The organism is Hymenobacter tenuis, from assembly GCF_054780495.1.
Map to the genome: position 1 here is coordinate 1 of NZ_BAAGWF010000008.1, position 20,173 is coordinate 20,173.

General features: G+C 63.7%; 15 protein-coding genes. 3 read left to right on the forward strand and 12 right to left on the reverse strand.

Translation table 11 applies throughout. The features are described 5' to 3' along the window. The coding region (locus ACYVGU_RS20075) for a xanthine dehydrogenase family protein molybdopterin-binding subunit (protein WP_460623571.1) at nt 1-935 on the forward strand (935 nt) is incomplete at its 5' end. 228 nt (nt 936-1,163) lie between these two features. On the opposite strand, the gene ACYVGU_RS20080 is transcribed toward ACYVGU_RS20075, so the two are convergent. From ACYVGU_RS20080 to ACYVGU_RS20135, 12 genes are all read right to left on the reverse strand, one after another. Then, complete coding sequence (locus ACYVGU_RS20080; protein WP_460623572.1) at nt 1,164-4,184, reverse strand: Tn3 family transposase; 3,021 nt, start codon at nt 4,182-4,184, stop codon at nt 1,164-1,166. Nucleotides 4,185-4,203: 19 nt separating this feature from the next. Beyond that, entirely contained in the window at nt 4,204-7,308 is a 3,105-nt protein-coding gene (locus ACYVGU_RS20085) for an efflux RND transporter permease subunit (protein WP_460623573.1), read from the reverse strand. Nucleotides 7,309-7,452: 144 nt separating this feature from the next. Next, the gene (locus tag ACYVGU_RS20090; protein WP_460623575.1) at nt 7,453-8,697 is read right to left on the reverse strand and encodes an efflux RND transporter periplasmic adaptor subunit; all 1,245 of its coding nucleotides are present in this window, start codon (nt 8,695-8,697) and stop codon (nt 7,453-7,455) included. A gap of 21 nt (nt 8,698-8,718) precedes the next feature. Continuing rightward, a complete protein-coding gene (locus tag ACYVGU_RS20095) occupies nt 8,719-10,083 on the reverse strand; it encodes a TolC family protein (protein WP_460623577.1) in 1,365 nt (454 codons plus the stop codon). 288 nt (nt 10,084-10,371) lie between these two features. Beyond that, nucleotides 10,372-11,109, reverse strand: a complete 738-nt coding sequence (locus ACYVGU_RS20100; protein ID WP_460623578.1) for a phosphatase PAP2 family protein — start codon at nt 11,107-11,109, stop codon at nt 10,372-10,374. A 40-nt stretch (nt 11,110-11,149) separates the two neighbouring features. Then, on the reverse strand, nt 11,150-12,814 hold the full coding sequence (locus ACYVGU_RS20105) for a glycosyltransferase family protein (RefSeq protein ID WP_460623579.1): 1,665 nt from the start codon (nt 12,812-12,814) through the stop codon (nt 11,150-11,152). Continuing rightward, entirely contained in the window at nt 12,807-13,787 is a 981-nt protein-coding gene (locus ACYVGU_RS20110) for a GDP-mannose 4,6-dehydratase (RefSeq protein ID WP_460623580.1), read from the reverse strand. The genes ACYVGU_RS20105 and ACYVGU_RS20110 overlap by 8 nt, the downstream gene beginning before the upstream one ends. A 51-nt stretch (nt 13,788-13,838) precedes the next feature. Continuing rightward, the gene (locus ACYVGU_RS20115) at nt 13,839-14,660 is read right to left on the reverse strand and encodes a phosphatase PAP2 family protein (RefSeq protein ID WP_460623581.1); all 822 of its coding nucleotides are present in this window, start codon (nt 14,658-14,660) and stop codon (nt 13,839-13,841) included. Between the two features lie 71 nt (nt 14,661-14,731). Further along, the gene (locus tag ACYVGU_RS20120; protein ID WP_460623582.1) at nt 14,732-15,514 is read right to left on the reverse strand and encodes a phosphatase PAP2 family protein; all 783 of its coding nucleotides are present in this window, start codon (nt 15,512-15,514) and stop codon (nt 14,732-14,734) included. 60 nt (nt 15,515-15,574) lie between these two features. Next, on the reverse strand, nt 15,575-16,849 hold the full coding sequence (locus ACYVGU_RS20125; protein ID WP_460623583.1) for a sensor histidine kinase: 1,275 nt from the start codon (nt 16,847-16,849) through the stop codon (nt 15,575-15,577). Further along, entirely contained in the window at nt 16,846-17,523 is a 678-nt protein-coding gene (locus ACYVGU_RS20130) for a response regulator transcription factor (protein ID WP_460623584.1), read from the reverse strand. The genes ACYVGU_RS20125 and ACYVGU_RS20130 overlap by 4 nt, the downstream gene beginning before the upstream one ends. Nucleotides 17,524-17,618: 95 nt before the next feature. Then, nucleotides 17,619-18,218, reverse strand: a complete 600-nt coding sequence (locus ACYVGU_RS20135; RefSeq protein ID WP_460623585.1) for a recombinase family protein — start codon at nt 18,216-18,218, stop codon at nt 17,619-17,621. 576 nt (nt 18,219-18,794) lie between these two features. On the opposite strand from ACYVGU_RS20135, the gene ACYVGU_RS20140 reads away from it, so the two are divergent. Continuing rightward, nucleotides 18,795-19,088 (forward strand): putative quinol monooxygenase, encoded by a 294-nt coding sequence (locus ACYVGU_RS20140; RefSeq protein WP_019949546.1) that lies wholly within the window; start codon nt 18,795-18,797, stop codon nt 19,086-19,088. Nucleotides 19,089-19,184: 96 nt separating this feature from the next. After that, nucleotides 19,185-20,066 (forward strand): helix-turn-helix domain-containing protein, encoded by an 882-nt coding sequence (locus ACYVGU_RS20145; RefSeq protein ID WP_140467141.1) that lies wholly within the window; start codon nt 19,185-19,187, stop codon nt 20,064-20,066. Nucleotides 20,067-20,173 lie beyond the last annotated feature (107 nt).

The following is a 20,173-nucleotide window of genomic DNA, read 5'->3' on the forward strand; positions in this document are numbered from 1 at the left end:
CAGGTAGCAATCAGGTCCATGTCAAACGGGGCTTCGGCCAGCAGGGGGTGGTCGGAGAAGTCGTACTCACCGCCGCCGGCCACCTGATGGTGAGCAGCGCCAGCAACGACATCGGCACCGGCACCTACACCATCATGACTCAGATTGCGGCCCAAACCCTGGGCTTGCCGCTGGAAGCCGTCACCTTCCGCCTCGGCGACACCGAACTGCCCGAAGCGCCCGTGCAGGGCGGCTCCTGGACGGCCGCCTCCGTGGGCACCGCCGTGCAGGCCGCCTGCCAGGCGCTGGGCAACAAGCTGCTCAAGCTGGCGCAGCAACTGGCCGATTCGCCGCTGCAAGGCGCCGCTTTTGAGGACGTGCAGTTTGTGGACGGGGTAATCCGGCTCAATGAGGACATCAGCCGCCGCGTTGGCATTGCCGAACTTCTCGATGCCAGCGGCGAGGAAAAAGTGGAAGCCGAAGCCACCACGGGGCCCAATATGCTCAAGCAGCAGCCCTACTCCATGCACTCACACAACGCCGTGTTCGTGGAGGTAAGAGTGGACGAGGACCTGGGCACGGTGCACGTAGCGCGCGTGGTAAACGCCGTGGCCGCCGGCCGCATCCTCAACCCCAAAACCGCCCGCAGTCAGGTGCTGGGCTCGGTGGTCTGGGGCATTGGCATGGCCCTGATGGAAGAATCCATCATGGACCACGGCTTCGGCCGCTATATGAACCACAACCTCGCCGAGTACCACATTCCCGTCATGGCCGACATTGACACCATCGATGTGGTGCTGGTCGAGGAAGAGGACGACATCGTGAATCCGCTGGGTGTCAAAGGCATCGGGGAGATTGGCTTCCTCGGCGTGGCCGCCGCCGTCGCCAACGCCGTGTTTCACGCCACCGGCAAGCGCGTGCGCGACCTGCCGGTGAGCTTGGATAAATTACTGTAACCTCTCCTCCTCAGCTGGCGTCCGCTGAGGAGGAGAGGGGATGAAGATATATTTCTGCCTCCTGCCTTCGTCATGACCGAACTCCAACGCCTGCTACTACTGGCGGCCGGCGCGGTGCATGAGTTCTTCCTAACGGCAGGAAGCTGAGATTACTTGGAGCCTTCCGCCGGCGGCCAGGCTGCGTTGCGACTCGTAGGGGTAGCACAAGAGTAAGAACGGAAACCAACGCTAAGGAATTTGCGCGAGTTGTTCTTCCCAATCGGCCGGGTCCCGCAACGGCCGCAATTGCCCCGTAGCAAGGCTTTCGGGCAACGTAAAATCGTAGCGTCCCAGCATGTTGACGTGCTCATGCAACAACGGCGAAAGCCGGGCAATGTCCTCCTCCAGTACTTCCCCACCCGTTTCTTGGTGTTGCACCAGCGCTTGCTGTAAATAACGCGTGTTCCATAGCACCAGCGCATTCACCACCAAACCCAGGGCCCCTAACTGGTCCTCCATACCCTCACGGTACCGTTGGCGCAGCTCGCCTTTCTTGCCGTGAAAGACGGCGCGGGCCAGCGCATGCCGCCCTTCACCCCGGTTGAGTTGCACCAGGATGCGCCGCCGGTAGGCCTCATCATGAACGTAGGCCAGTAGGTAGCGCGTTTTCTCCACCCTCCCTAACTCGGCCACGGCCCGGCCCAGGCCCGATAAGGCCCCGGCCCGTTGCAGGGTGCGCATCACGGCCGGGGCCTTGACCTTGCCCACTTTAAGTGAGCCGGCCAGCCGTAGCATATCGTCCCAGTGCTCGATAAGGAGACGGGAATTCACGACGTGGCGGCTCAACGCGTTCAGCGGTCCGTAGTCGTCGTCTTTCTGCAGCCGCCAGAAACGCTGGTCGGCCAAGTCGGCCAGCCGGGGACTGAAGCGGTAGCCCAGCAACGCGAACAGGCCGAAAACCACGTCGCTGTAGCCGTGGGTGTCGGCCATGATTTCGCGTGGGTCCAGGCTGGTTTGCTGTTCCAACAGCCCGGCCAGGATGAAGAGGGAGTCGCGCAGCGTACCGGGAATGACGATGCCGTGAAAGCCGGTGAACTGGTCGCCCGTGAAGTTGTAGTAGGTCACGCCACGCTGCGAGCCGTAGTATTTGCGGTTCCAGCCGGCGTGCAGGGTGCGCACGGGCACGACGAAGCGCATCCCGTCGGCCGAGGCCACTTCCCCACCGCCCCAGGCCTGGGCCAGCGGCAGCCCCGCTTGTGCGTCCACGAGCCGGGCATTCGCGGCGGTAAGCGTTTCGACCCGCACGTAATTTTGCTGTACCCACGACAAGCGCGGCAACGTCAAGGCCGGTACGTCGGCCCGCGCCACCGTTTTCAGGCCGATGTTGCAGGCCTGGGCCAGCAGAACAGCGCAGATACTCAGGGGCAGGTCGGTGGCGACCGTCTGCCCATCGGCCACATGGCTGAAGGCGCTGGCAAAACCGGTAAAGGCCTCCACTTCCAGGAGCAGCGCGGCCAGTTCGACTTGGGGCAACTGGCTGGCCAGGTGCTCCCGCAGGTGCTGTAAGCGCGCAGACTCCTGCTGCGCCGCCAGGGGACTGACGACCACGTATGGCTGTCCGTTCTCCTGCCGCAGCTCCAGGGCCGTATTCTGCGCTAGATTTTCACTCACCTCGCGGTAGGCATCCCGCAGCTGCTGCTGAAGTCGACCCACTTCGACGGTTGGGTCAGTAGACCTTTCTAGGGCCCGCGCCACGGAATCGCGGGCCACCTCCCACTGTTCGCCCCGAAGCAGTTCGGCCCGTGGGTCGCCGTACCGTTCACTGCGCACCACAAATACCTCCCGGCGGCGCAAAGCTTGATGCAGCCGGTTGAGCACGCATAAGGTATACGCGGGTGGATTTACCTCGCCTTTGGCAGGAAATACCCGCCCCGCCCACCCCTTGGGCACCACCGCGCGGGGGGCGGCAGTCCATTTGGGTCGGCCCCGGCCGCTCGTTTCCTGCGCTTGCAGGAAGTGCCAGGCATCCAGTAGGGGTTTGGCTGATGGAGTACCTTCGAACTTGACGCTGCCGAGCAAGGCGGGCAAGAAGCGACGCACCGTGGCATAACTGCCGCTCAGCGCTTGCGCCATCGGGTCATCCTGCGGGCTGGCCAGCGCCTGCACGGCGTCTGCCGCCGCCCGTAATCGGGCCTCGCCCAGGACGGCCAGGGCCCGGGGCCGTATTGCTTCGGCGGGTACCGCCTCGTCGAGCAGGATGCAGACAGCTTGCTGGAGCAGCAGGGCGGCATGGTCCAGGTCTTTGAGCGAGCGAAGCCGCTCACGACGACGCTTGGTTTCCCCGCGCAGGGCCAGCGACGTCATCAGCCCGTCAAACAAATCCAGCACGTCGTCGGTGGCCGTGCGTTCCAAGGCCTGCACGAACACCAGCAGCGTGGCCAGGCGACGTTCCTCGCTCATGCGTAGCAAGGGCTGGGCCCACGTTAGTTGGGCATGTCGGGCCATACGGACCAGCCGGGCTTCGGCTACATCCTGCACGGACACATCCCCCACACCGACGGCCCGAATCTGCTCCACCCGCCGCAGGGCGACCACCAGGGCAGGAGCGGACACGCGGGTGGGCGGTGTGCGCAACACTTCCAAGGGCGTTAGCCGCTCCCCCGCGGGCACCAGCAGCAACGCTTCCAGGGCAAGCTGCTGCGCGGGACTGAGGCGGGCCCGCAGGTGGCGGTAGATGTGCTGGCCACTCCGTTCGCGCACCCGCGCAATGAGGCGCGTCAGGAGCGAAACGCCTGGCAACACCACGCGCAGATTAACCAGATGCGCCGTGGTCAAATCAAACAGAACGCTCGGGCGCACCGTGCTGGTGGTTACCTGCGCGTAGAGCCAGCGTGTGAGTCGAAACGCTTGCCGGGCATCAAAGGGCACGTACCCTGAGTACGCCACCAGGCTGGCTTGGTGGTCATACCACGTATTGGGGCGGATGAGGTAGCCGTCCAACGACTCCGCCGGCAAACCGAGTTGCTGAGCCAGCGTGTGGACCACACTGGCCGGCACCTGCGTGGGGTCAGGCAGAAAGGTGCCCAGGAAACGGAGCGTGCAGAGCTGCACGGCACATCCCAGTTTGTTGTAAGGGCGCCGACGCCCCGACAACCACTGCAGGTCCGGGGCACTCAGGTAGAAGAAACGGCTGAGTTGCTCCAGGCTTGGGTCGGCATGATAGCGCCCGTACCGGGCGGCTTGGTCGTTGCTAAGAAATTCTACCGGCATCGGGGCAGCGTCCAGGGTTTCAGCCCACGCTTTCTGGCTGGTTCGCGGAGTCAGACGGGATACCTGCCTTCCGCCCGAAGGCCCAGTACAGGGCCGGCATGCCCAGCAGGTTCAGCACCGTGGACGTGATGACGCCGCCCAGAATCACCACCGACATGGGGTGCTCGATTTCCGAGCCCGGCTCGTTGCCGGCCAGGATGATGGGCAGCAGGGCAAGTACCGAAGTCAGGGCCGTCATGATGATGGGTGACACCCGCTCCAGGGAGCCGCGAATAATCAGTTCCTTGCCGAAAGGCATGCCCTCCTCGCGTTCCAGGTGCTGGTAGTGGCTCACGAGCATGATGCTGTTGCGGGCGGCGACGCCAAGCACGGTGATAAAGCCCACAATGGAGCCCAGCGACAGCACCCCGCCCGTGAGAAACGCTGCCAGCAGGCATCCCGACACGGCAAAAAACAAGCTCAGAATACCCAGCGTGGCCAGCCGCACGGTGCCGAAGTCGGTGTAGAGCACCAGGAAGATGCCGATGAGCGAGAGGCACACCAGCAGCGCCATGCGGTTTTGGGAAGCCTGCCGCTCGGCGTACTCGCCCAAGATTTCGGGGTGGTAGCCGGCACTAAAAGCCACGCCGTCGACCTGTGCCTGCACGTCGCGGGCCACGCTGCCCAGGTCGCGGCCGCGCACGTTCAGCGTCACGTCGATGCGGCGGGAAGAGGCTTCGCGGGTGATTTCGTTGGGGGTGGGCACGATGCGCACGTCGGCCACTTCCTTGAGGGGCACGGCCCCGCCGCCGGGCAGGCCCACGAGCAACTCGCGCACCGCGCCGAAGTCGGAGCGCACGGCCGGCTGGCCCCACACGGCCACGTCGAAAATCTTCTGCTCCTGGTAGATTTCGCCCACCTTGCGGCCCTTCACCAGCGTGCTGATGGCCTGCAGCACGATGCCCGGACTCAGGCCGAAACGCGCCGCCGCCTCGGGCTTAATCTTCACCTGAATCTGGGGCACCAGGGTTTGCTGCTGCACTTTCAGGTCCACCACGCCTTCCACGCCTTCCAGCTTACTGCCCACTTCCTTGGCCTTGGTATACAGCTGGTCGAGGTCGGGGCCGAAGATGCGCACCACGATGGTGGCCGAGGTGCCGGTAAGCACCTCCTTGATCCGCTCGCGCAGGTAGGTCAGCAGGTCGCGGTACAGGCCGGGGTAGCCGTCGACTACGGTCTGGATTTTGGCCACTGTAGCCTCGTAGTCCACGTTGGGGTCCACCGAAATCCACAGCTCGGTGAAGTTGGGGCCCACCACCTCATCGGCCACCTCGGCCCGGCCGATATGCGCCCCAAAGTTGCGCACGCCGGGAATGGCGCGCAGCTCCTTGCTGGCCCGCACCGTGATGCGCGACATGGCCTGCAGCGAGGTGCCGGGCTTCTCCACCCAGTGCATCAGAAAGTCGTACTCTTTGAAGTTGGGCAGGAACTCCTGGCCGAAAAACGGCACCAGCAGCATCGACACCACCGCCACGCCGGTCAGCGACCAGGCCACGCGCTTCGGCCGGGCCAGCAAACCGGGCAGAATGCGGGCGTAGTGCCGCTTGAGCCAAGCCACCACCGGCGCGTCCTTGGACTTTTTCTCCGCTGCCTTAGGCAGCAGTAGCAGGGCCAGCGCGGGCGTTAGCGTCAGCGCGACGAACAGCGAAGCCAGAATAGCCAGCACGTAGGCGAAGGCCAGCGGCTGGAAAAACGCCCCCGACAGGCCCGGTAGCAAAAAGATGGGCAGCAAGACCAGCGCCACGATAACGGAGCCGTAGATCACGGCTGACCGCACTTCCATTGAGGCCTCATACACCACCGCAAACGAGGTTTTGGGCGAGCCCGCTTCGTGGTTCAGTCGCAGCCGCCGCATGATGTTTTCCACGTCGATGATGGCGTCGTCGACCACCTCGCCCAGGGCGATGATGAGACCGGCCAGCACCATCGTGTCGATGGTTTTACCGGAGTAGCGCAGGGCCAGCGCCGCCGCAATCAGCGACGTGGGCAACGCCAAGGCGCTGATCAGGGCCGTGCGCCACTCGTACAGGAAGAACAGCAGCACCAACACCACCAGCACGCAGCCAATCAGCAGCGACTTGTTAAGGTTACTCAGCGACATCTCGATGAACGTCGCGGGCCGGAAGATGGTCGAGTCGATTTCCAGGCCCTTCAGGCCCGGCCGCATAGCGTTCAGGGCCGCTTCCACCTGGCGGGTTACGTCCAGGGTATTGGCGCCGGGCTGCTTTTCCACGATGAGCAGCAGACCGGGTCCATCGTTTATCACGGCGTCGCCGATGGGCGCGGGGAAGCCCTCGACCACCTGCGCCACCTCGCCCAGCTTCAGACTCACGCCGTTGCGAAACGTGACGGGCATCTGGGCCAAATCGGCGGCCGACTGAATAGCCGAGCTTTGCGAGACGGCCAAACGCTGGTTGGGCGAGTCGATGAAGCCGCCGCCGGCCAGCGTGGTGGCGTCGGCCGCGGCCTTTTCCACTTCGGCCAGCGTCAGGCCCAGCGTGCGCAGCTGCTCGGGGTTCACCAGCACCTGCAGCTGCCGGTCGCGCTGGCCCCAAATAGCCACGTTGGCCACGCCGGGCACCGCCATCAGCCGCGGGCGGATGCTCCAACGGGCCAGCGTGGTCATTTCCACCTGCGTGAGGCTGTCCGACGATACCCCAATCTTGAGTACCCGGCTGGTCGAAGACAGCGGGGACAGCATCACCGGGGGGCGGGCCACGCCGGGTAGCGTGGGCGCCACCCGCGCCAGCCGCTCCTGCACCGCCTGCCGGGCATTGTTGATGTCAATGCCCTGCGGAAAGTACAGCACCACCGACGAGAGGCCCAGCACCGACTTGGAGCGGATTTTCTTCACGTCGGGCGTGCCGTTCAGGGCATTTTCCAGCGGCACGCTCACCAGGGCTTCCACCTCGGCCGTGCTCAGGCCGGGCGCTTCGGTCTGCACCTCCACGTAGGGCGGAGCAAACTCGGGAAATACGTCCAGGGGCGTGTTGCGCACCACCTGCAGGCCCGCCACCAGCAACACCCCAAACAAGATGACCACTACCAGCCGCAGCCGCAGCGCCGATTCTATTATCCACTTCATTTTTTAGAGCTTAGATAGTAGAGCGTAGAACTTAGAGCGGGATTTGAAGTCAGCCGAAAGCAGCTCTAGCCTGCTGCGGATGTGACGCTGTCCTTATCCTCAGAACTGCTTCTCAGTTCTAAGCTCTCGGTTCTAAGTTCTGCGTTAGTGGCTGCCGCCAAATTCAGTTCCGAATAATTCCGCCGCGCCGTCCGTCACGACTTCCGCGCCGGCCTGCACGCCCCGGGAGATGACAATTTGGTTGCCCACTGCCCGCTGCACTTCTACCCGCTGCCGGGTGTACTGCAGGGGTTTGGTGCGCACGTACACCCACTGCCCGCCCGAGGCGTCGTAGAGCAGCGCGGCGGCCGGAATGGTCAGGGCGGCCGTTGTGGCGGTGCCGCCCGTGGCTGAGTTGCCGCTGCCCAGCGTCACGTCCACGGCCACCCGCTCGCCGGGGCGGAAGGCCTCGTCGGTGTTGTCCAACTCGTAGAACACGTCGGCCGTGCCCGTGCCGGCCGTACCCGCACCGGGCGTGCCGGTACCGGCGGAAGCGCTGAGCAAGGGAGCTTCCACCGCCCGGGCTTGTCGGGCCGCGCCCCCGTTCAGGGGCCGTACGGTCACGGCTTGTTCCTTGCCTACCCGGCGCAAATCGCCCACGAACAGCGGCACGCGCACCCATACTTTGTTGAGTGCGGCCAGTTCCACCAGCACCGTGTTGGCTGTCACCACCGAGCCGGGCGCAACGCTCACGCGCTGCACCACCCCGCTCAACGGCGCTTTGATGGGTAGGGCCTGCCCGCCGCCGGTATTGCCGTTCATGGCCCCCTGCCGGGCGCGGGCGTCGGCTAAGGCGCGCTGAGCCAACGCCACATCGGCGCGGGCATCATCGCGGGCCCGGACGCTGCCGGCGCGGTCGGCCAGCAATTCTTCAGCCCGTTGCAGGCGGGCCTGGGCTACCTGCAGCTGGGTTCGGGCCTGGGTGGTGCCCTGGTCGAGGGTGAGCAGGTCACGCTCCGGTGGCAGCGGCACCAGGCTATACAGCGTCTGGCCCTGGCGTACGCGCTGGCCGGCTGTGAGGCTGGCCCCGCCGCGTAGCGTGCCCTGCACGGGGGCCACAATGGTCACGGCCTGGCCCGGCACAGCCTGAATCTCGCCGCCCACTTCCCGCGTGGCCTGCACGTTGTCGGTTGTGATGGCCACGGTTTTGATGCCCAGCCGCTTTTCTGCGTCGGCAGTAATAACTACGGTGGTCAGGTCTGACTCCTTGACCGGGTTTTCGACCTCGGCGGGGCTGACGGCCTTGGGCTTTTCGGCTTTGCCGCAGGCCACCGCGCCGCCGAGCAGGCTGGTCAGTACCAGGCAGCGGGCGGCTGCCAACAGAGAGGATGTGAACGGGGGGAAGTACATGGCAGGAAGAAGTCGGAGAAGTTAGAAGCGGCCCCCCACGGCGTAGCGCAGCCGGGCCAGGGCGCGGCGCTGGTCGGCGCGGGCGTCGGCGGCGCGCTGGCGGGCATCGAGCAGCTGGCGGGTGGTTTCAGCCACCTGCACGTAGGGAAAGTCGCCGTTGATAAAGGCGTTGGTGGAGCGGCGTAACGCGTCGCTCAGGCTGGGCAGGTAGCTGCGCTCCCACAGGGCGACGCTCTGGGTGGCCTGCTCGTACTGGGCGTAGGCCTCGCGCACGTCCAGGTTCACGGTCTGGCGCAGGGCCAGGTACTGCCAGGAGGCCTGTTCCAGTTCGGCTTTCACCCGCGAGATGCGGCCCTGGTTGCGGTTGAAGATGGGTAGGCCGATGGCCGCGCCCGGCCCCAGGTGCACGGGATTAGGGTCGTTGAGGCGGGCATTGAGCGAGAGCACAAACGAAAACACCCGGCTCCGTTCCCATTTCAGCCGCTTGCCGATGCCCTCGATGCCGATGCGCGCCGCCCACAAATCGGGTCGGGCCGCGTAAGCCGAGTCCAGCAGCGTACGCAGCGGCGGCACGGTAGTAGCAGAGGTAGGAGCCGCCGTGAAGCGCACCGAGTCGGCATTCACCGAATCCAGCCCGAGGGAGGTAAAAAGCCGCAGGCGGGCCAACTGGGCGTCGCGGCGGGCGCGGTAGAAGTCGTCCACAGCGCGTAGGCTATCAGCGCTGGGGGCCACGGTTTCCAGCTCGCTGGCCTCGCCCACCCGGTAGCGGGCCCGCACGATGCGTGCTACCTCGGCCCGCATGGTAATGGCCTCACGGGCAATGCGCAGCCGCTCCTCGGCCAGCGTGATGTCGGTGTAGGCTACCTGGGCGTCGCGGCTCACGAGCAGGCCCCGGTTCACCAGGCTTTCGGCCACGCGCTGGGTTTCGAGCTGGGCGGCCCCCACCCGGCCCGGGCGCTGCCAGAGCAGGTCGGAAGCGAAGTTCAGGGCCAGAAACACGGGCGAGGTGCCGTAGGCCGTCACGCCGGTCAGCACAGGATTGGCCAGCAGACCGGCGTCCTGCAAATCAGCCTGGGCCAGGGCCAGGGTGCTCAGGTCAGCCTGAAAAGCGGGGTTGCGGGTGAGGGCCAGGCTCACGGTTTCGTCCTCGCTCAGGCCGTCCTGCAGGTTAGGCAGCGCCGGGCCCGGGGACGCTGCCGTGCGGTCCAGCCCCAACTCGTAGCCGGCGCGGGCCCGCAGTCGTTGGGCCACATGGTCGCGGGTGTAGGTCGATTTGGTGCTTACGCAGCCCGCCAGCAACAGGGGCAGCGCCAGCAGCCAGAGGCAGCGCCGGCGAAGCGTGGCGGCCAGGGAAACGGGAGGTGGAAGCGGGGAATGTACGGTCACGGCAACGGCTGCTGGGGGCAACTATCTGGGCAGAGTGCTACCGCCGGGATAGATGCAGAGTAGGATCTTGGACTTAGTTCGCTGGCTCAGGCGTGTTTTCACCGCCTTTTCTGGCTCGCACGAGTAGTACTAAACCCAAGTATGAAGAATGCGTGAAGTTGAAACTGACCCAAGAATACGAGGCCTTTCTGAAGCAATTCTGTAGTCGTCCTGCCACCACGGTAGATGGGTGCTCGTGCGGATCAGCTGGCCGGTGGCGACCATATCAAATAAGGACCGGGTGCGTGCTCAGCCCCGCCGGGCCAGCCAGTAGGTGCGGGTATCGCGCCACAGCTGGCCCAGATCCAGGGCGTGCCGGTCAAAGAGCAGGTGCATGCCGCCCACCCAGCCCACGGCCCCCACCCAGCCAGCCAGCACATCGGAGGGGAAATGCACGCCCAAATACATGCGCGACCAGCCCATGAGCAGTGCCCAGCCCGTGCCGAGGCCCACGGCTACCCAGCGGCCCCGGGTGGGCCAGAGCAGCACGCCGAGCGTGAAGGCCAGCGCCGCCGCCCCCATGGCGTGCCCGCTGGGAAAGCTGTAGGTGGTTTCTGGGGCGATGGACACCCAAAGTGCCGGGCGTGCCCGCGCCAGCAGCAGTTTGGCAAACAGGTTCAGCACGCCGGCTCCGCCCACCGCAAGCAGAAAAAACAGGGCCGCCCGCCGCTGCCGGGCCAGCAGCAAGCCCAGCAGCACGGCCGCCGCCACGAGGGGCGTCCAAAGCATGCCCCCGGCCCGGGCCATCCACAGGGCCACGGCGTCCTGCCCGGGGCTGCCAGTCCGGTGCAGCAGTTCCAGCAGAGCCTTGTCGCCAAAGAAGCCCTGGTCCTCCCATACTTCCTGGGCCACCTTGATAAACACGCACCAGGGCCCCACGAAGCCCAGCAGCAGCCCGAGCAGCAGCTGGCGGTGCTGCTGCCAGAGCAGCTTAAGAAAGCCCAGCAAGGAAACGAAGGAGGCTACGACTAGCCGTGTGAAACGCATGGCAAACCGAAATGTGTGCGGGCAGCTATAATCACTGCCTTTACTGTTCGTAGTACACGTGCCAGGGGCCTACATCGAGTCGCTGGGTCAACCGCTGCGCTATCCACCGATGTGCCTCGTTGACTTCACCCTTTACCAGTAGCACGGGGTGTTGCCGCAATACCGAGTCGAGCGCCGCCGGGGACGAGTCATTGAGGCTCAGCCAAGTGGTGTGCCAGTGGGAATCGGACTCAAACTGCGTTTCGCGTCGTAGGGATTGATTATTACCATAGAGCGACAACGGTATCCGCTCCAACGCAAAGGCCAGCGAGGGCACTAGCTGGTCATACACCAGCACTGGACGCCCGGCAAGGCCAGCGCTTTGCAGGGCCGCCGCTAGGGGCCGGGTGCCGTTGAAAGCCAGCTCATTGGCTTGCAGCAGCGGCTTCACGGCCAGCAGTAGCGCCGCCATGAACACGGCAGCGCCCCCTAATAGCCGGGCTTTCGGTTCCAGCCGCTGGTGATCCAGGCCCAAGAATGCTACCCCTAGCAGGCCTAGCCCAGCGACCCAGGTGGTACTAACCGGTACTGTCAGATGCGCGACGTGAGCTACCCAAGGTGCCGCGATGAGTAGCAGCACTACGCCCCAAAATGCTAGCAGACAGGTACTCCAGCGGGCCAAGGCAGCCGCTGACAACGCGTGCAGATGGTAGGCCGTGAGCAAGGCCACGCCGGCAAACACGGGCAACACGTAAAGCAGCAGCTTGGACTGCGACAACGAGAAAAACAGCACCGGTATCAGCACCCAAAACAGCAGCACGTTTTTCCATGGTCGAGGCAAGGCCGCCCAGCCTACGCGCGCCCCTCGCCCCACCAGTAGCGCCGACCACGGCAAACTGGTGACGGGGGCCAGCACCACATAAAACCACCAAGGCTTGGCCCGCCCAAACGCTTCGGAGTTAGCAAACCGCTCGACGGTATGCCCCACTAGGAAATAGTGTAAGAACGCCGGATTTTCGGCCACCAAGAACAGATACCAACTCAGCCCCACCGCTACAAACAACCCGGCGCCGAGCGCATGGTGCACGGTGAACCGGCGGCGCGCCTGGCCCTGCCGGAAGTAGAAGCTAGCCACGGCCATCAGCGGGAGCACCAGACCTACCGGGCCTTTGGTGAGAAATGCCAGCCCCAACCCCAGCCAAAACAGGTACAGCCCCCAGCGGCTGTGGCGGTGGTAGTGGTGCAGGATGCCATAAGCAGCGGCCAGCTCCCAGGTGGCCAGGTAAACATCAGTAGTGGCGTTGAGGGCGGCCACCCACACCACGGGTAGCGTGCCGTACACCACGGCGGCTGTGAGGGCGCGGCGCGCATCGCCTTCGAAAAATAGCTTCCCCAGGCTGTACACCAGTAGGATTTGCAGCAGTACTGCCACCCCTGGCAGCAGCCGGACCCCGGCCGCCGTCGGGCCCGTAATGGCCAAGCCCACCGCCGTGAGCCAGTAGGTGAGCGGGGGCTTGTGGAAGTGCTGGATGCCGAGCAGCCGCGGGTGCAGCCAGTCGCTGGAAGCCAGCATCTCGCGGCCGATTTCAGCATAGCGGGCCTCGCTGCTTTCTAGGAGGCCCCAGGCGTTCAAACCTACGGCGAAGGCGATAGCCAGGCTCAACAGTAACAACCCCAGCCACCAAGAAGCAGGGAGTTGATTGGCGGCCGCTTTGAGGCTACGCATTTTGGGTGGTGTTGCTGGCCTGTAGCCACTGCACAAAGTGCTGTAATCCCTCGGCCAGCGGCGTGCGCGGCTGGTAACCCAGCAAGTCACGGGCTTTGCTGATGTCGGCGTACGTCAGCTCTACGTCACCGGCTTGGACGGGCAAGAATTCCAGGCGCGGCGTGGCCCCGGTGGCCCGGCCCAGGGCGGCAATCAAGTCGAGCAGGGGCACGGGGCGGCTGTTGCCCAGGTTCACGGTGGTGTAGGTGCCGGGGTGGGCGTGCAAGTAAGCCAGGCCCCGCATGATACCATCCACGGTGTCGGCTACGTACGTGTAGTCGCGGGCCGTGTGACCAGTGCCGTACACGGGCAGGGGTTGGCCGGCTAACAGCAGCCGCGTAAATTTGTGAATCGCTAAATCGGGCCGTTGGCGCGGGCCGTAGACAGTAAAAAACCGGGCGTTGAGCACACTCAGGCCGTACAGGTGGTGATAGGTGTAGGTCAATGCCTCGCCGGCCAGCTTGGAGGCAGCGTAGGGCGAAATGCTGCGCGCCAGTAGCGGCTCGTCTTCCCGAAACGGCCGCGAGGGCGTGTTGCCGTACACCGACGACGACGAGGCAAATAGCAGGTTCGGTACGCCGCGCTGTTGCATCCAGTCCAGCAGGTGCGTGGTGCCCAGCAAGTTAGTTTCCATGTATGCCGCCGGCTCGCGCACTGACGGCCCCACCCCGGCCTTGGCGGCCAGGTGCACTACGGCCTCGTAGGGGCCGGCCGGCAAAGCCGCTAGCGCCGCCGGGCCCTGGCGCAGGTCCAGCTCAAAAAAACGGAATTGCGGGTGGGCCAGCAGCCCCGTCAAGTTGGATTCCTTGGCGGTGCGGGCGTAGAACTCGTCAAAGTTATCGAAGCCCACTACGCGGTAACCATCGGCCAGCAGCCGCTCGGCCAAGTGGGAGCCGATAAAGCCGGCACAGCCGGTAACCAAAACAGTGGACATCACCATACTAAATTGTCGTTCAACCAACGTGTGTCGAGCAGAGTCATTCGCTTATTGGTGGGCCCGCCACGTCACGCTCAAGCCCGTAGTGCCACCGGGCCACATGGCGGGGGTAACATGCCAGCCCGCAGCGGTGCGCGGCTGGCGGCCCCAGCGGTTGCGGTGGGTGAGGTAGCCCAGATGCGCCGACAGAATACCGAAGCCGGCGCCGGCTATCACGTCACTCTGCCAGTGCTTACTGTTGATCATGCGCAGGGCGGCTACGCTGGTGGCCAGGGTATAGGCCCCCACGCCGTACCACTGGCTTTTGTCGCGGAACTCGGTGTGCACGATGCTGGCTGCCAGAAACGCCTGCGCCGTGTGCCCCGAGGGGAACGACAGGTTATCAGACCCATCCGGCCGGGTTTCGCGGCTCAGGAACTTCACCGCGTAGGTGGTGCTGAGCATAATCAACTCACTTTTCAGCACCACCAGCCCCATGTTGAGGCGGTCGTTGTGCGACTCCACCCCGGAGAACAGCACGGCGCCCAGCTCCAGGTACGGGGCAAAGATGAGCAGGTCGTCGGCGCGGGTGCGGAAGGTGGGGAATACCCGGTGGATGTCGCGGTTGGCCTGCTGGTTGGTGTAAAAGCCGCCCCCGTTGAATGTGTAGGCCCCGTAGCCAATGAGCATGGCCGGCACGAGGGTGGCTTTCACCAGCTTGCCGGCGTACCAGGGCTTCTTGCTGATTGCCGCTACGGCATTGGGGTTCTCAAATTTGTGCGTGGTATCCGGGAGTATCGTCTGCGGGGGCACTACCTGCGCAGAAATCGGGTGAGCTACTATGCCGCTCAACAGGAGCAGCAACGGGTAATGGATAAGTCGCTTGCGCATATGCTGTCTTGCAGGAAGTGGGGCCACAGGAAGAAATGGGGCCGGATTCAGGAAAAGGAGGAGCGGCGGCCTCACAGCCGGACCACCGCGGTGGCCCCCACGGCGCCCTGCTGGTAGCTGGGTACCACCAGTGCCCGGCTGCCCAGCACCCGGCGCATCGGCTTCATAAGGCGCGGATACAGCCAGTAGGCCGCCTCGGTGGAGAGGATGCCCACGCCGGCTCCGGCCAGTACGTCGGAGAGCCAGTGCACGTCCTTGGCCATGCGAATGCTCCCGGTGGCCGCCGCCACGCCGTAGCCCCCGATGCTGTACCAGATGCTGCGCCCCCCATATTCCTTGTGCAGGAACGTAGCCGAGGCGAAGGCCAGGCTGGTGTGCTGGCTGGGAAAGGAATGGAAGTCGGACCCGTCGGGGCGTTGCACCTGCATGAGCTTCTTCAGGTTGCTGGTTGCCGCGTCGTTTATGGTGAAAGCCAGCGCCGCAAGCAGCAGCTGGTCCACCGGTTTGTGACGGCCCGGCACCCCGGCCAGGCCTAAGCCGAGCGTTACCGCCCCCGGCAAGTAACGCAGCTGGTTGTCAAGCGTCATGGTGGGGCGGCCCATGTGCTCGCGGATTTCCTCCCGCATTTCCTCGTCCGATTCCAGCAGCTCCACCCGGTGGGTGGTCAGGGCCCCGGCCGTGAGCAGCAGCGTGGGCACCAGCACCGCCCGGCTCACCGGCCGCTGCCAGAGCGCCCGACGTATGGTGGAGTCACCAGCGGAGGACGTTAGCGAAACGGATGGTACCGTCTGGGCCCGGGCCGGAAACAGGGGCAGCAGACAGCATAGCCAGGGGAGCAGCACAGAGCGGAACATACAGACAGGAGCAGGTAGGCCCCAAACGTAAGGGCCAATTCTGTGCACATTCTGTAGTTGTCAGGGCCGGACGGCCACCGGAGCGAACCGGACGCGCAGCGTATGCCGTGGCGGCTCCGGGGCGTAGTCGTACGTCACGGTAAAGCCATAGAAGGCCGTGATGCTCTGCACAATGGACAAGCCCAGACCGGGCGACTCGGACGCGGCATTCTGCTTGCGGAACCGCTCGAAAAACTGAGCGGGCTCCTGCTGCGCCGCCAGGGCCGGGCCGGCATTGGTGATCATCAGCTCGGTGGCGCTCAACTGCACCCGCAGCAAGCCGTCCGGCTGGTTGTGCCGGATGGCGTTGTGCAGCAGGTTGCTGAGCAAGGAATCGGCCAGGGCCGGGTGCATGGGGAGTACCGGCTCGGCACTGATTCGTACGTCCAGCTGCAGATTTTTCTGCTGCATGAACTCTTCCAGCTGGCCCAGCTTCTCGCGCAGCAACTCCGCCAGCGGCAGCGGCTGGGCGGCGGCGAACTGCTGGTTCTCGATTTTGCTGAGCAGCGTCAGCCCCTGGTGCAGGCGGGCCAGCCGCTGCACGGCCGCGTACAGGTCGCCCACCAGGGGGCCGGCCGGCGCGGGTAGATCCGGCAATTGGAGCAGCTGCTCCAGCTTGGCCTGCATGATGGCCAGCGGGGTGCGGGTTTCGTGGGCCGCGTTTTCGGTGAACTCCTTGAGCGTGGCGTAATCGGCTGCGACCCGTTCGCTCAGCTGGGTGAGGGTCTGGTTGAGCTGGGCAAACTCCTCGATGCGGGTAGCAGGCAGCTGCAGCACTTGGTGCTGGCGCACCTCGTAGCCGCGCAGCTGGTGCAGGGTCTGCTCAAATGGGGCCCAGAGACGGCGGGTCAGCCAGCGGTTGAGCAGCACCACGCCCAGCAGCAGCGTGCCCAGCACGCCCACCAGCAGCAGCAGAATCAGGCGCTGGACTTCGTAGGTTTCCAGCAGGGCTTTACTCAGCGACACCCACTGGGTCCGGCCATCAAGATGCAGCCGGAAGGTGAGCTGCCGGTAGGGCTCCAACTCGTTTTCCAGGGGTTCCAGCAGCAGGGTATCGCGCAGGCCCTCGGGCTGGGGCTTTGTGCTGAGCTGCATGCGGCCCTCGAACGGGGTGCCAGGCAGGCGGCCGGTGCCCTGCACCTGCTCCCGCAGGTAGTCGCGCTGCTGAAACAGGCGCTCCTCCACTTCGCTTTGCAGCGTCCAGCGCACGCCGTAGTAAAGGAATACACTACCTACTGTGAAGAGCACGGTGGCCAGCAGCAGGTAGTAGCGGTTGGTGGCGGCCAGCAGCTTCATTCTGCGCTGAACTTATAGCCTACCCCATACACGGAGCGGATGTAGTCCCCGGCTCCTTTCTCCTGCAGCTTACGCCGCAGGTTCTTGAGGTGGGTGTAGAGAAAGTCGAAGGAGTCGGCCGCATCGGCCGCGTCACCCCACACGTGCTCGGCAATGGACTCCTTGGTCAGCACGCGGCCGGGATGGGTGAGCAGATACAGCAGCAGGTCAAATTCCTTGCGCGTGAGCAGTACCGGTTCGCCGTTGACCAGCACCTGGGCCTGGTCGGGGAACACGGTCAGCTCCTGAAACAGTAGGTGACGCTGCCCCTGAAATTGCCGCCGCCGGATGATGGCCTTCAGCCGGGCGCTCAGTTCCGAGAGGTGAAACGGCTTGGCCAGGTAGTCATCGGCCCCTAGCTCCAAGCCCAGTACTTTGTCGTCGAGCGCGCCCCGGGCCGAGATAATGAGTACGCCGGCCGGGGAGCGGTCGGCTTTGAGCGTGCGTACCACGTCCAGCCCGTTGCCGTCGGGCAGCGTCAAATCCAGCAGCACGCAGTCGTACTGGTAGAGCTTGATTTTCTCGTGGGCCTGCTCGTAGTTGGCCGCAGCCTCCACTACATAGCCGTCCTGGCGCAGATACTCCATCAAGGAGGTACGCAGAGCGGGCTCGTCTTCTACAATCAGCAGCTTCACGGGAGAGCAGGGTTAGGAACAGCGGAAAGGTAGCCGGCAATTCTGAAGACTTTCTGACGGCAGCCGCCACGAGCAGGCACCCGGCAATGCGGCAACTACGCCGTTTCCTGCGCTTTTCCGCCGGTTGCCACGCCCAGGTAAGCCAGGTAGCGGTAGATAGTGGCCCGGCCTACCCCCAGCAATTGGCCGATTTCCGCCACCGTCTTGTCCTGCTGCAGGTAGAGCGTTTTGGCCGCCTGGGCTTTGGAGAGCGCTTCATTGGACAGTCCCTTGGGCCGCCCGCCCTGTCGTCCCCGGGCCCGGGCTGCTGTCAGGCCCGCTTTGGTGCGTTCACGGATGATGTCGCGCTCAAACTCGGCCAGCGAGGCAAACATATTAAACATGAGCCGGCCCTGGGCCGTGGTCGTGTCCAGATGGTCCTGCAGGCTGACGAAGTGCACCCCCTGCTCTTGAAACCCGGTCACTAAGGTGACCAAGTCTTTGAGCGAGCGGCCCAGCCGGTCGAGTTTCCAGACCACGAGTGTATCACCGGGCCGCAGCCGGGTCAGCAGGTGCTGCAGGGCTGGGCGCTCTTTCACGGACGACACTTTTTCCTGGGCCACCTCCACGCAGCCATAGGCCTGCAAGGCATCGGTCTGCAGGTGCAGGTGCTGATCGGAGGTACTCACGCGGGCATAGCCGAAAATCATCGCCATTATTCTCAAGAAGTCAATGTGGGCGAAGATAGCGAGTCGTTGATTGGTGAGAACAGCAAATGAGACAATCTTTGGGGGCTTTTCGGGGCGCGAATCGGCCGCGGCGGGTGGGCCGCTAAAACGGCCGTTTCGCGAGACACTCCGCCGGCGCAAAATTCAGGTAGGCTAGTGTTGGCCCGGACGAATTTGCTTAGCGTTGTTTTCGGTTCTTACTCTAGTGGTACCCCTCGTAGTGCAGCACCAACAGAGGGGGCCTCAGCGAGGTGCAGTGGCTGTTACAGAATTCTCAAGGCAGCTCAGCAACTACGTAGAATAGTTCCTGAGCCTAGATGAACGGCCTGCTCATGTTCTTTTCTAGCCTGTCTCGAAGCCTCAAGCCCTTCACGTTTTGCATCGTGCCGAGTTCTGCAACAGCCACTGCACCATTCGGGGCCAGTTAAACCAGGATACACGAGCTCACATACTGGTTTGAAGCGGCCATGGTCTTTTTGTCCAGCCACTAGTTGCGTCCGTCCATGTTAATCCTTTCAGAGAGGCAGCACCTTTGTTATATCAATTTACCTAACCCCCACTTCCATGAAGAATGTAGGATTGCTGGTCCGGCTCGAAGCGAAGCCCGGTAAAGAGCAGGCAGTACTTGATTTTTTGACGGGCGCTCTGCCCCTGGCTCAGCAAGAGCCGGCTACCATAACCTGGTATGCTATTCAGCTGGCGCCGGCCACCTTCGGTATCTTTGATACCTTTCCGGATGAAGCAGGCCGGCAGGCGCATCTGAACGGCCCTATTGCCGCTGCGTTGATGGCCCATGCGGCCGACTTGCTGGCCGTGCCGCCTGTCATTGAACAAGTAGCTATCTTGGCTGCCAAATAATTACCAGCCCCTAAAGCGACCTATGCCTGGGCATAGGTCGCTTTAGGGGCTGGCGGGCAGTTAGTCCGGTTGGCTAGCTGCTATTCTTCTCACGCGATGGCGATTGACTGTCTCCTGCTAACTCATCCGCACACGGGTGAATTAGCGTTTCGAAGCTACTCCTTTAGCGACGACACCCCGTTTAATTACTTACAACGCAATAATTATTACTCCCTCATTCTGCTTACGCAGGGCAGCGGCGAGATACGCGCCAACTTTGCCACCTACCTGTTTGCTGGCAGTACGCTGTGTTGTTTTGGCCCTTACCAACCTTACACTATCCAAGCCAGCACCGCTGTAGCGGGCCTGGTCCTGGATTTTCATGCCGACTTTTTCTGCATCTACCGGCATCAGCAGGAGGTAGCTAGCAATGGCATCTTGTTCAACACAATTTTTGAGCCGCCCTTCTTCCCGGTTACAACAGAGGCGGTGCGTGAATTTGCCGCCCTGGCAGCTGTGATGCAAGAGGAAGTACGGCGTCAAGAGGTAGCACAACAAGAGTCCATCGTATTATATCTGAAGCTCTTTTTGCTGAAAGCTATCCGTATTCGTACTGCACAGCCCGCGTTAGGCACCGAGCAGAACCCGTCTGGCCGGGAGCCCTGGCTCCTGCAGCAACTTCAAGATGCCATTAATACGCACTACCGCCACCTGCACACGGCCGGGGAGTATGCCGACCTGTTACGAGTTCCCGCCCGAAGCCTAACGCGCCTAGTCAAGTCCCATTATCAGAAGACGCTCAGCCAACTCATCACGGAGCGAATCATTATGGAGGCCAAACGCGAACTGTACCTAACCAGTCAATCCGTCAAGGCTATCGCCTTCGCGCTGGGCTTCGGGGATGAATACTATTTCAGCCGCTTCTTCAAGAAAAATACGGCCGTATCGCCGCAGTTTTTTCGTGAATCAGTTGGGTTCGCAAAAGCAGAAGAAAGCTAGCGCTGTTGAGCTGCCAGCGGTTGGCTGGAGAAATCGTTTTTCTCAACCAGACCGCAGGCTTTCTTCTATAGGCTGCTGGCTCCCAAAGAGACCCCATACGGCGCATA